Raw genomic sequence first — 12,050 nt, forward strand, 5'->3', positions numbered from 1 at the left:
TTAGGGACTGTCGAAAGAGCAAAGGCCGGCGATTACGCCGGCCTTTGTTTTTAGAATGGAATTTCGTCGTCGATGTCGCGGGCTGGTGGGCGCGATTGGCCTTGTCCACCGCCGCCTCCGCCGCCGCTTGGGCCACCGCCGTAACCGGGATCGTCATAGCCGCCATCGCTTGGGCCGCCATAGCCGCCGCCACCTTGACCGCCACCACCGTATCCGCCGCCGCCATCGCCACCGCGCGGATCAAGCATCACGAGCGTGCCGCCAAACCCTTGAAGGACAACTTCGGTTGAATAGCGATCTTGACCGGACTGGTCTTGCCATTTGCGCGTCTGCAACTGGCCTTCGATATACACCTTGGAGCCTTTGCGCAGGTATTGTTCGGCGACCCGTACCAGACCTTCTTGGAAAATCGCCACCGAATGCCATTCGGTTTTCTCGCGGCGTTCGCCAGTGCTGCGGTCTTTCCAATTCTCAGAGGTGGCAATGCGCAGGTTACAGACCTTGCCGCCGTTTTGAAAACTGCGGACCTCGGGATCACGTCCCAGATTTCCCACCAGGATCACCTTGTTCACGGAACCGGCCATACTCTCTCCTTGCGCTTTTGTGCGAATCTTTCGGCAAATGTTTGCCGAACCTATACCAGCGGTGGGGCGGAAACAAAGGGGGGGAAGACGAGACCCTAGCGGAAACTCAAAATTCACGTATATTGCCCGCAATGAAAATGGTGGACGGGTGGCCTATCATGTTGCGATTACAGGCTAGCGTTAGAACAACGCGGCAATTTGGTATTGGGTTTGGCTTGGTTTTGGGCCTTGCCGGGCAGGCGGCGTTGGCCGATGTTTTGTCAACCAAGAGTCGGGCGCGTCTTTTCTCGAGCCAGACAAGCGTTCTCGATGACCGGGCCTCGCAGCAATATAATAACTCGGTTCGGCTCAAGCCGAAATCTGTCGTGACGCCCACCAAATACGGCGCTCTACCGGCTGGCCCCGAAGGCGCGGTTCCAAAATATCGTGGCGGATACAACGGCCCCTACGCGGTTATGGCGCGCGAAGCCGCGCGGCGTCATGGCATTCCAGAAGACCTGTTCTTGCGTTTGGTAAAACAAGAATCAAATTTTAACCCCAATGCGCTCTCGCATGCGGGTGCCATTGGGTTGGCGCAATTGATGCCTGGGACCGCAAAATCGCTGGGTGTTGATCCCAAAGACCCCAAACAAAACCTTGACGGTGGCGCCCGCTATCTCAAGACGCAGTATAAGAAATTTAAGTCCTGGCGATTGGCCTTGGCCGCCTATAACGCCGGACCTGGTGCTGTGATCAAACATGGCGGTGTTCCGCCGTACCGGGAAACCAAAAACTACGTCAAAAAGATCTGGGGCAGTTGAGCCTTTAGGCGATATTATCTGTTTTGTGTAACCGTGTGACCTGTTGTGTAACACGCGGATTTGGCCATGCCACGTCAGATAGAAAATTCTGTTTTGTTTTTGCGGGCTATGGGTTTTGCAATCCTCGCGGTCTGTGGCCTTGCTACCACCGTCTCGGCGCAAAGCTGTCAAATTCCCCCTAAACTGGCCCAGCTTTCCGATACTTTGTTGGGCTTCCCAGAGCAGGATGGCCCAATTTCGGTCCGGCGGGCCTCACATTTAAGTGCACTGCTGAGTGAGATAGATGACCAATATCTCGTCGTTCAATTGCGTCAAAACGGTCTTCAAAGCTTGTCTATGATTGTGGCCGATCTCGTCAACGAAGCGGATCGCGTGGCATCCGATGCAGAGATCAGTGACGCGCGCCGAATGAAAAGGTTGCTGTATGATTTCAACCAACAAGCGTTAATTGCCTGTGCGGATTCAGACGGAACAATCTTCCAGAACATCCAAGATGAGCGAGAGGGCGGAATTTTTTCCAAGGGTGAGATTGATTGGCGGGCTGTCGACCGGATTTTGTCTGAAAACCGTGCCGTCAGCATGGGGGTGCTGTTGGGTCTGATTGGCCTTTTTGTCGGTGTTCTGGTTCTAGTCGATTCCACTTATCGTTTGCTTATGGCAATGCTGTACAACCGAAAGGCATGCCGTATTCCTGTGGTTCTTAGACTAGGAACAGACAGTGTTTCTGCAGTCGCAACAACACTTGGACGGGGCGGGTGCCGCATCATGCCGGATGAGCCTGTCATGTTCGACACCCATTTGACCAAACTTCGCCAATCGGTTGTGGTGTTGGATTTTGGTGAGCAAATGATTGAAGCGCGCATCAGTGCGATTTACGAAGATGTTTCGGACTTCCGTTTCGTTCACAATATCACACTAGGAATGCAAAAAGACCTGTTGAGGCAGTCAACGATTTCACCTTTTTACGTCAAAAAGGCGCGTCGCGGACGCGTGACGCCATCTGCATCACAGCCAGAAGACGCGGTTTAATGTCGCTCGACCTTGCGTCTTTGTGTTGAAGGCTGTTGAAAGGGCACGACATAGGTTTGGACTTTTGTTTCCAAAAAATTGGAAACACCATAGGAGACAGCTGTGAAATCTCTCAATGCAATCGGGTTCTTGGCAGGTCTTTTTGTCTGCACAAGCTTGGCGAATGAAGGTGTTTCTGAACAGGCTTTTGACAAGATCAACAGCTTGGAAACTCTCGGAGAGGCTCTGTTTTTCGATGTAAATCTGTCCAAGAATCGTACTCAAAGCTGTGCGAGTTGCCACAATCCTGATGTTGGCTTCTCAGATCCAAGCGGGCCAGCTTCACTTGGGGATGATGGCGTGTCCATCGGTGATCGCAACGCTCCTACGGCTGGTTACGCTAGTTTTTCACCGGCGTTTCATCAGCGCGATGATGGGCTTTGGGTCGGTGGTCAGTTCTTGGATGGGCGCGCCGCTGATTTGATGGCTCAGGCAGGTGGCCCCCCCCTTAATCCGATGGAAATGGGGCTTAAAGATGCTGCCGAAGTTGTTGAACGTTTGTCCGAAAACCCGGCCTACCAACAGGCTTTTGACACGCTGTTTGACCCCGGAATTCTAAAACGTCCAGACGAAGCTTTTTCAGCGATGACGCAGGCCATTGCCATGTTCGAGCGCACAGATCAGTTCGCGCCGTTCGACAGCAAATATGATCGTTTTCTGAAAGGCGAAGCCGAGCTGTCGAAAGAGGAAGAGCTGGGCAGGATATTGTTCTTTTCCGAACAGTTCACCAATTGCAATCAATGCCATCAGCTGCAGCGTAGCCAGATCCACCCACAAGAGACCTTTAGCAACTACGAGTTCCACAATATTGGCGTGCCGGTGAATGAAAGCCTGAGGGCAGAAAACGGTGTTGTGACTAAGGATTTGGGACTGCTGGCAAATCCGCAGGTTACAAACAAAGCTGAAGCCGGAAAGTTCAAGGTTTCAACCCTACGCAACGTCGCCGTCACGGGGCCGTATATGCATAACGGTGTCTTTGACGATCTGCGAACAGTTGTCCTATTCTACAATCGTTATAACACGATCGCAAAGGCGCGTCAGATCAACCCGGAAACCGGTAAAGTCTTCGGAATGCCGGAAGTGCCGCAAACGATTGCCGTCAAAGAGTTGACACATGGGCCCGCTCTCAAAGACCGTGAGATTGATGCGCTTGTGGCGTTTATGAAAACCCTGACCGACGCCCGATATGAACATCTGCTTGAGAAATGATCACTTCTTATTCGGCGGCGATCTTGATGACCGGTTCCATGCTCTGCAACTTGGCATCGCTGAGATGACATTTGACCTGATGGCCGTGGGCCAACGTTTTGATCGGCGGTAGCTCCTGTTCGCAAAGCCCCCCCGGGACTTGTGATTTCCAGCGGCAGCGGGTTTGGAACGGGCAACCGGACGGCGGATTCATTGCCGAAGGTATGTCGCCTTCAAGGACGATATGCTGTTTTTCGATACTGGTGTCGGCGATTGGCACCGCGGACAAAAGAGCTTCTGTATATGGGTGATAGGGCGGGGCAAAGACCTGATCCGTGGTTCCAAGTTCAACCACATGCCCCAGATACATCACCATAACCCGGTCGCTCAGATAGCGCACAATCGACAGGTCATGGCTGATAAATAGCAGGGTGGTTTTATGCTCGCGTTGGATCTCCATTAGCAAATCGGTCACAGCCGCCTGCACCGAGACGTCGAGCGCCGAAACGGGTTCATCCGCAACGACAATGCGCGCATCTCCTGCAAAGGCCCGAGCAATGCCGACCCGTTGTTTTTGCCCACCTGACAATTGCCGCGGCATTCGGTCAGCAAATGCGCGCGGGAGTTTGACCAAGTCCAAAAGCTTGAGCATCCGTTCACGGCGATCCCCATCGCTGTCGCCGATACCAAAGACTTCAAGCGCACGAATGATTTGGCGGCCAACGCTCATGGAGGGGTTGAGCGTATCAAACGGGTTTTGAAAGACCATCTGCACATCGGCAATTGTACCGGTGTCGCGCGCGTCGATCGGGATGTCTTGAATTTCTCGATTGTCGAGCAAAATCTGACCATCTGTGGCTGTTTCAAGCCCCATCAGAACCTTGGCGAAAGTGGATTTCCCGCAGCCGGATTCCCCAACAATCGCCAAAGTTTCACTTTCGCGGGCTTCAAAACTTAGGCTCTCATTTGCTTTGACAACTTTCGTTTCACCGGTACTTCCAAACAAGGCGTTGGCCGCGACTTCGTAATACTTGCGTAAATTCTCCATCTTGAGAACAACGCGGCCGGGCTGCGGTTTTTCGGTCACCCCACCATGCGCAATCGGGGCATTCCAATCGATCTCAGTGAATTTCAAACAGCGGGAAGCGTGGCGATCCCCGATGGCTTCGGCCATTGGAATGGCAGCAGCATCACAGCGACCCTCTTCGAAATAATCGCAACGCGGACCAAAGTTACACCCTTGGGGACGTTCATGGGGCAGCGGGAAATTCCCGGGGATCGCAACCAAGGGACGGGCGTTTTTATCTGCCCCCGGCAAAGGAATGGAGCGAAACAATGCCTGAGTATAGGGGTGTTGCATCTGATCAAACACGGCGTCGATTGATCCGGTTTCAACCGCTTCCCCGCTATACATCACGCAAAGCCTGTCGCAGGTTTCGAGCACAAGGCCAAGATTGTGCGAGATGAACAGCATCGATGTGCCGTATTTTTCGCCCAACTCTTTGACCAATTCGACGACCGCGGCCTCGACCGTCACATCAAGCGCGGTTGTCGGCTCATCCAAAATCAACAGGGACGGCTCTGCCATCAGTGCCATGGCAATGACGATCCGCTGTTGCTGACCGCCAGAAAGCTGATGTGGATAGCTGTCTAACATGCGTTTGGGATCGGGCAGTTTCACATCCGTGACCACCTGCAGCGCGCGGGCATAGGCCTCGTCTTTGGAAACCCCTTTGTGGACAATCGGAACTTCCATGAGCTGTTTGCCAATTTTCATCGCGGGGTTAAGACTTGCCATTGGTTCTTGGTAGATCATCGCGATTTCGGAACCGCGAATGTCACGCAGTTCTTCGGCGCTCATGGTTCCTAAATCGCGACCTTTGAACTTGATATTCCCGCCGACGATGCGGCCGTTTTTGCCCAAATCCTGCATGACACCAAGGGCAACCGTCGATTTCCCGCAACCGGATTCGCCCACGAGACCGACCGCTTCTCCCGGCATCACTGTGACAGAAAAATCCATCACTGCAGGGATTTCACGCAACCGTGTGAAAAAGGAAATCGAGAGGTTTTCGATCTCCAGAATGGGCCCGTCGTAATCGTTGTTCATGTCTTTCTCCTGTTCGGAGGACCAAGTTGATATTGTGTCTTGGTCAAAATATCTGGGGGCCGGGGGCACGCCCCCGATCCGACATCTCATCAATCGCGCAAAGATTCTTCGCGCAGACCATCAGCCAAAAGGTTCAGTCCTAAGACCAAGCTTAGCAACGCCATCGCCGGTGGTAGGGCAGGGTGCAGATAAACCGCCAGCAGTTTACGACCTTCGTTGATCGTCGAGCCCCAATCGGGGCTTTCGGGTGGAAGACCCAGCCCAAAGAACCCCAGGGTTCCAAGCAAGATCGTTGTATAGCCAATGCGCAGGCAAAAATCGACGATCAGTGGGCCACGGGCATTGGGTAAGATTTCCCAAAGCATTATATACCAAGCCCTTTCGCCACGGGTTTGGGCGGCAGCGACGTAATCGCGGGTTTTGATGTCCAAGGTCAGGCCGCGCACGATCCGAAATACGGTGGGGGAATTCACAAAGACAACCGAAACAAAGACAACCAGCGTGCCACCGGGCACGTCAAACAGATCAAGTGGCCAGAAATCAATCTTGGAACCGCTTTCATTTATTAATGAAAGATAGAGCAACACCAGGGGCACCAGAACAACGCTCAGCCACAGGGCGTTTTTGTTTGGCTGGGTCTGGAAACGTGAGTGGATCAAGACCGCAAAAAACACGACCGGGCAGATGAACAAGACCACAGCCATAAATTGCGGCAGGCCGGTCGCGACGATTTCGGGCGTGACCAGCAAGTAAAACAGCAGGATTACCGGAAAAGCTAAGATCAGGTTCGCCAAGAAGCTCAGTCCTGTATCGAGTTTGCCACCGTAATAGCCCGCCGGCAATCCAAGGGTGATCCCCACCATAAAGGCGAACAGCGTGGCCAATGGCGCAATTGCGATCACCACGGTGCTGCCCATAACCATGCGGGTGAAGACATCGCGTGCGAGCTTGTCTCCCCCAAAAAGGTAATGGGCAAACTCGCCCTCTTCGGCCCCACGCACCGGTGTTCCGGGCACTTTGTTCTTCATTCCTGAGATCTGTGCAAGCGGATCATGGGTGCTGATCAGGTCAAAAATGCCGGCGAATATCGCGGTAAAGACCCAGAACATCACCAGCGCAAAGCCAATCATGCCAACCAGGCTGTCAAACAGTTTGCCATAAAGCCCAAGCCGCCGTTTGTAGCGGATCGAGACTGTGAAAAGAACGATCAAAGCCACCCAGACTGGGGTGAATTGGATCAAGATTTGCGTGACAATGGCGCCCCAGCTTAACGGATCCATGAGCGCCTCCCTATGTTACGCTGATGCGCGGATTGAGATAGACATAGCCGATGTCGGAAATCAGCTGGGTGAGAAGCACCACAACAACCGACACGACCGAAATGCCGAGCAGCATTTCGATGTCATTGTTGCCAGCGGCGCGCACAAGTTCCCATCCCAAGCCTTTGTATTGGAACAGAGTTTCTACGATTACGACACCATTCAATAGCCACGGTATTTGCAACATAATCACCGTGAACGGTGCGATCAGCGCGTTGCGCAAGGCGTGTTTGATCACCACATTGGCAAAGCTAACCCCTTTAAGGCGCGCGGTTCGAATATATTGCGCGGTCATCACTTCGGCCATCGATGCGCGTGTCATTCGGGCGATATAGCCCATGCCATAAAGTGCAATTGTGAAAACGGGCAGCGCAAAGTTCTCAAAACTCGGGCTTTCCATCGCCTTGGCGGCAGAGCCCTTGAACAAGGATTTGCCATCTATCCAATCGTTGGCGACAAGCCATTTGTTCAATGGTGATTTCGTCGATGCTAAAAGGGCGATGAAGATAACACCGGATACATATTCCGGCGTTGCGGTTGATAAAATTGAGACGCTCGACAGGCTGCGATCGGTGACAGATCCTTCGCGCATGCCCGCCAAGACACCGATGATCAACGCGCTTGGCACCATGACGATCATCACCCACAGCATCAGGTAACCGGTATTGATAAGCCGAGGGGTGAGCACTTTTACAACCGGCTCTTTGGAGACCGCGGACCAGCCCCATTCTCCCTGCAAAATCCCGCAATAATTCGGCGCCTCTTCGGCAGACATGCCGGGTTTTATACAGCGTCCGATGACGCTGCCATCCTCGGTGGTATGGCGAAATGATGGTACGACGCCGATCCATTCGGCGTATTTCTTGGGGGTGGATTGCAGATACCCGCGATCTGTAAGCCAACTGGCGACGGCCTCATCTGACATCCGAAAGTTGCCTTGGGTTTTGGCAAGCTTTTCGAGGTTCGGATACAGGTTGGTCAAAAAGAAGACGATGTAGGTTAGACATAAGGCTGTCAGGATCATGACCCCAACCCGCCTAAGGATAAATAGTCCCATGGGTGCCCCTGTTGGTGGCTGGACATCAACCACCCGTGGCAAGGCGGTTATGTCTCTTGTTCTGGCTCAGGACGAAAAAGGGCGCACCGAGTGGCGCGCCCTTTTGATTTTAAATCAGGCTTCTAGCGCCCATTTGTAAAGCTGCGGAAGATCGGAAATGTGCTTGTCCACTCCGATAATCCCTTCGCGCGTATGGCGAATTGCCGTGCGCCAGTATGGCTGCAGTGTCACACCTTCGTCGATCATGATGGCTTGGATTTTGGCCATCACCTCGCGGCGGGCATCTGCATCGGCGATCGAATTGGCCTCAGCCAAAAGCGCGTCAAACTCAGCATTGGCAAAACCGGCTTCGTTCCAAGCTTCACCTGAGCGGTAAGCAAGCGCCAAAACCTGCGTGCCCAAAGGACGGTGGTTCCAATTGGTTGAGCTGAAGGGGTATTTTACCCAGTCGTTCCAGAAGGTTGAGCCGGGAAGAACAGTCCGTTTTACGCTTATGCCAGCATCGCGCAACTGTGCCGCCACCGCATCGGTTGTGTTTTTGCGCCAGTCGTCGTCGATTGAATGCAGCTCGTGCTCGTAGTCGCCCATACCGGCCTCGTCCATCAGGGCTTTGGCCTTGGCCGGGTCATGCGGCAAGCGGGTGACATCAGCGGCGTGTTCGGGGTGCATCGGCCCAACGTGGCAGTTGTCGGCAACAATCCCATAGCCGGACATGCCAAGTTCAAGACAGATCGCATTGTCGACCGCCATGGCCAATGCCTGACGCACACGTTTATCGCCATAGATTTTGTTGCCATCGGCATCTTCGGCCAATTGGTTGGGGCGGATCACGATGGTAAAGCCAGAGGCCACTTCGGAGCGTGTCAGGCCAAGACCGTCAAACACGTCGACGAATTCACCAACAGATTCCCAGTTCAGATCAATCTCTTCGGCGTCAAATGCAGCAACAAAAGCCGCCGGATCAGTGCCATAATCAATGAATTCGATCCGGTCGATATGCCCGCCTTTTCCAGCGGCATATCCCCACCATTCGTGGTCTTCGTTGCGCACCAAGACACCTTTGACCCCAACTTCGAGGCTCTCTGGTTTCATAAAGCCGGTGCCAATTGGGTTTGCCAGCATAGTGGCCGGGTCATGACTTGCGTGTACAATTGCGGCTGGGTAATCGGCCATGCCTGGGATGATTGTGATGTCTGGGGCGTTGGTTTTCAAAACGACCGTGTGGCTGTCGACAATTGCAATTGCGCCTTCGCTGGCTTTGTTGGTTGAGGCGTCGATCAGGCTCGACATCCGGCCGGCCATCGAATTGCCTTCAACGTCTTTGTCACACCACATGGCGACATTGCGTGCCACGTCTTCGGCGGTAAAATCGTCGCCATTGTTCCATTTCACACCTTTGCGGACGTTCAAAGTGTACTCGGTGGCGTCATCATTGACGGACCAGCTTTCCAGCAGCATGCCGTTGAAGGATCCGTCATTGTTGTATTCGATCAGATACTCGAGCCAACCCGAGGTGAAGGTCGCAATCTGGGTCCAGTCAAATGTACGTGGGTCTTTTAACGCCCGGACTTCCATTTGCATGCGCACAGTCCCGCCCTTTTGGGCATGACCGTCGGCCGCGACGGGGCTGGTTAAACCGCCCAAAGTATACGCTGCCGTTGCCGTCACCCCCAAAGCCGTGCTTCGTGCCAGAAATTCACGTCGGTCCATGTCGCCGTTTTTGAATTCACGGGCGTACATTTCGGCGACCGGGTGGACCCGGTTGGCTTTCGAGTGGAACGTCATCGTCTTCTCCCTGAGACATAGTGTTCATTTAGGGCACCGCTTATTTTTGGTCACGAGTTTGCACGGTGTTCCCGTATCTGTCGCAGCTTTCGGATAGCCCTTGCCCCCATAGCGCCCGAGATACCGCCGAAGGTCAATGACAGATTTCGACACTTAGGGTCGCAAAAGCGACATCTCGGACGGTCGAACGCGACATTTTCGGTGTTTGAAAGTCACCAATTTCACAACCAGATCCCGATTACCGGCGATGAGATTGCACAGATACCCGGCGAAGTTCGGATGGTGACATGCCCGATTGCGTTTGAATAAATCGGGTGAAATAGGCCGCAGACGTAAATCCCAATCCCGCAGCGATGTCCTTGATTGGCTGTTTGGTTGTGCTCAAGGCAATGCGCGCTGCAAACAGGCGACGTTCCGCCAAAAAGTCAGCCGCGGTTTTGCCGCATGATTTGCGGCACACGCGGGTCAAATGGGTCGGGGTGACATCCAACCGCTCGGCATAATCGCTCACGCCCAACGACAAATGGTAGTCGCGAACAAGGCTTTGTGCGAATTTTTGGGCCAGTCGGCAGGCGGCATTGTCTTGAAAAAGTTCGCTGGCTCCGGATTGGATTTGGCGATGCAGCCAAACCGCGATCAGACGCACATGCGCCTCCAACGCTTCGTCTTTCAAAGGACGGTTGTGCATTAACTCCCGTCCCATCGTGTCGATTTCCGAGATGATTTCCGCTTGGGCGAGACTGTCGCGCACCCGCAAATGAACGCATTCGCGCGGCATCCGATTGGTGAGACCTGCAGGGCTCTGCATCATCAAACCTTGGACCGTTTTTGGCATGTCAAAGGCAAAAAGCGTTCCGGCTGGTAAATACATCGCTTGATTGGTCGAAAGCCCGCGCCGCACCCCGTTGACAATAACGACCCCTTGACCGCGCGTCAGGTAGATCAGAACGTTGTCAGCGCGGTCATGCAAAAGGTCATACTTCCACGGCGCGGTTTGCGTCACAAGCGACAGCGATCCGGCCTTGACTGGATCTTTTGCAATTTCTGGTCGCGGTGGCGCGCTTAAGCTTTGTTTCGGAGCTTGCACCGGGGCGGGTGGCATTGGTTTCGTCAAAAAGCCCGGTGGTTTCATGAGCTTAACTCCTGCGGTGAAATCCGTGACCAAGACTTCATTCGCGCATTAAACCATGTCCGTTGCCGTTTTGCGAATTGCCGGGTCAGGATTGTTGCGCGCTCACACGCAGCATCCAGCGATATGTCGCCCCGCAAATGGGCGATCAATTCAGTTGCGCCAATCGCTTTTGCAGAGGGCAGGCCGGGATGCCACGTCTCGAGGTTGGCGCGCGCTTCGTCAAGCGCGCCTTGCTCAACCATCTGTCCAAACCGCCGGGCGATACGCGGGGTTAACCATTCCTTCGGGGCGTCAAAGACGATTGGTGTGGTTTGGTGCAGCGGCAGGATAGGTGGCGGTGTATTGTCCTGCCATTCTGCGATGCCGCGGCCGGTGTTTTGCAACACTTCCCACGCGCGGCTGACGCGAGCCGGGTTTTTTAGATCAATGCGAGAACGGGATTTTTCGTCAAGATCCGAGACAAGAGCGGATAACCCATTCTCTGCCAAACGCGCTTCACAGGAGTTGCGAACCGATGTCGGGGTGACGGGAATGTCTGCTAGCCCTTCGGTCAGAGCCGTGAAATAAAGCCCTGTTCCTCCAACGATGATAAGTCGGTCAGGCCCTGCCAATAGCGGGGTGACATCGCGGAGCCAGTGGCCAACGGAATAGTCCTGTGTGCCGGGAATATGGCCATATAGCAGATGCTGCGCGCGCGCTTCGTCTTCGGCCGGCGGACGGGCGGTTAAAACCCGCCAGTCGTCAAAGACCTGAATAGCGTCGGCATTTACGATGACGCCACCTTGCGCTTCGGCGATGGCCAGAGCCAGCGCAGACTTCCCGCTTGCTGTCGGCCCGGCGATCAAGACCGGTTTGTCGGGGTCAAACTGCGCGATAAGATCGCTGCGCATCGCGCCCATAAAATATGCTCCGTTTGCCTCGTTGTTTGGCGTTTTTACGCCACTGACCATTGCGGCCCCGGCGGTTTTGCGCCAAATATGCGCCCGATCATATCCCCCAGTCATGAC

At 54.1% G+C, this 12,050-nt stretch carries 10 protein-coding genes; 3 read left to right on the forward strand and 7 right to left on the reverse strand.

Annotated features, from left to right (window positions below; all coding sequences use genetic code 11):
- Positions 1-50: 50 nt before the first annotated feature.
- Positions 51-584 carry a single-stranded DNA-binding protein gene (gene ssb / locus ACRBB0_RS13260; protein WP_431374919.1) on the reverse strand — a complete coding sequence of 178 codons (534 nt, stop codon included), beginning with the start codon at positions 582-584 and terminating at the stop codon, positions 51-53.
- A 158-nt stretch (positions 585-742) separates the two neighbouring features.
- Between ssb and ACRBB0_RS13265 the strand changes: the two genes are divergently transcribed.
- The 3 genes from ACRBB0_RS13265 (at position 743) to ACRBB0_RS13275 (ending at position 3,661) form a co-directional block, all read left to right on the forward strand.
- Positions 743-1,384 (forward strand): lytic transglycosylase domain-containing protein, encoded by a 642-nt coding sequence (locus ACRBB0_RS13265; protein WP_431374920.1) that lies wholly within the window; start codon positions 743-745, stop codon positions 1,382-1,384.
- 66 nt (positions 1,385-1,450) lie between these two features.
- Positions 1,451-2,413, forward strand: coding sequence for a hypothetical protein (locus ACRBB0_RS13270; RefSeq protein ID WP_431374921.1), 963 nt, complete (start codon positions 1,451-1,453; stop codon positions 2,411-2,413).
- Between the two features lie 156 nt (positions 2,414-2,569).
- Positions 2,570-3,661 (forward strand): cytochrome-c peroxidase, encoded by a 1,092-nt coding sequence (locus ACRBB0_RS13275; protein WP_431375281.1) that lies wholly within the window; start codon positions 2,570-2,572, stop codon positions 3,659-3,661.
- 7 nt (positions 3,662-3,668) lie between these two features.
- On the opposite strand, the gene ACRBB0_RS13280 is transcribed toward ACRBB0_RS13275, so the two are convergent.
- From ACRBB0_RS13280 to miaA, 6 genes are all read right to left on the reverse strand, one after another.
- The gene (locus ACRBB0_RS13280) at positions 3,669-5,750 is read right to left on the reverse strand and encodes a dipeptide ABC transporter ATP-binding protein (protein WP_431374922.1); all 2,082 of its coding nucleotides are present in this window, start codon (positions 5,748-5,750) and stop codon (positions 3,669-3,671) included.
- An 89-nt stretch (positions 5,751-5,839) separates the two neighbouring features.
- Positions 5,840-7,030 (reverse strand): ABC transporter permease, encoded by a 1,191-nt coding sequence (locus ACRBB0_RS13285; protein WP_431374923.1) that lies wholly within the window; start codon positions 7,028-7,030, stop codon positions 5,840-5,842.
- A gap of 10 nt (positions 7,031-7,040) precedes the next feature.
- Positions 7,041-8,126 (reverse strand): ABC transporter permease, encoded by a 1,086-nt coding sequence (locus ACRBB0_RS13290; RefSeq protein WP_431374924.1) that lies wholly within the window; start codon positions 8,124-8,126, stop codon positions 7,041-7,043.
- Positions 8,127-8,240: 114 nt separating this feature from the next.
- Entirely contained in the window at positions 8,241-9,911 is a 1,671-nt protein-coding gene (locus ACRBB0_RS13295) for an ABC transporter substrate-binding protein (RefSeq protein WP_431374925.1), read from the reverse strand.
- Positions 9,912-10,149: 238 nt separating this feature from the next.
- Positions 10,150-11,043 carry a helix-turn-helix domain-containing protein gene (locus ACRBB0_RS13300; protein ID WP_431374926.1) on the reverse strand — a complete coding sequence of 298 codons (894 nt, stop codon included), beginning with the start codon at positions 11,041-11,043 and terminating at the stop codon, positions 10,150-10,152.
- A complete protein-coding gene (miaA, locus tag ACRBB0_RS13305) occupies positions 11,040-11,933 on the reverse strand; it encodes a tRNA (adenosine(37)-N6)-dimethylallyltransferase MiaA (protein WP_431375282.1) in 894 nt (297 codons plus the stop codon). The genes ACRBB0_RS13300 and miaA overlap by 4 nt, the downstream gene beginning before the upstream one ends.
- Positions 11,934-12,050 lie beyond the last annotated feature (117 nt).

The sequence above is a fragment of the Pelagimonas sp. genome (assembly GCF_050633425.1).
Classification (GTDB): Bacteria; Pseudomonadota; Alphaproteobacteria; order Rhodobacterales; family Rhodobacteraceae; genus Pelagimonas.

Coding starts and splice junctions, on each gene's coding strand:
- ACRBB0_RS13300 (WP_431374926.1), bottom strand. CDS start 11,043: ATGAAACCACCGGGCTTTTTGACGAAACCAATGCCACCCGCCCCGGTG.
- ACRBB0_RS13285 (WP_431374923.1), bottom strand. CDS start 7,030: ATGGATCCGTTAAGCTGGGGCGCCATTGTCACGCAAATCTTGATCCAA.
- ACRBB0_RS13295 (WP_431374925.1), bottom strand. CDS start 9,911: ATGACGTTCCACTCGAAAGCCAACCGGGTCCACCCGGTCGCCGAAATG.
- ssb (WP_431374919.1), bottom strand. CDS start 584: ATGGCCGGTTCCGTGAACAAGGTGATCCTGGTGGGAAATCTGGGACGT.
- ACRBB0_RS13265 (WP_431374920.1), top strand. CDS start 743: ATGTTGCGATTACAGGCTAGCGTTAGAACAACGCGGCAATTTGGTATT.
- ACRBB0_RS13280 (WP_431374922.1), bottom strand. CDS start 5,750: ATGAACAACGATTACGACGGGCCCATTCTGGAGATCGAAAACCTCTCG.
- ACRBB0_RS13270 (WP_431374921.1), top strand. CDS start 1,451: ATGCCACGTCAGATAGAAAATTCTGTTTTGTTTTTGCGGGCTATGGGT.
- ACRBB0_RS13290 (WP_431374924.1), bottom strand. CDS start 8,126: ATGGGACTATTTATCCTTAGGCGGGTTGGGGTCATGATCCTGACAGCC.
- miaA (WP_431375282.1), bottom strand. CDS start 11,933: ATGCGCAGCGATCTTATCGCGCAGTTTGACCCCGACAAACCGGTCTTG.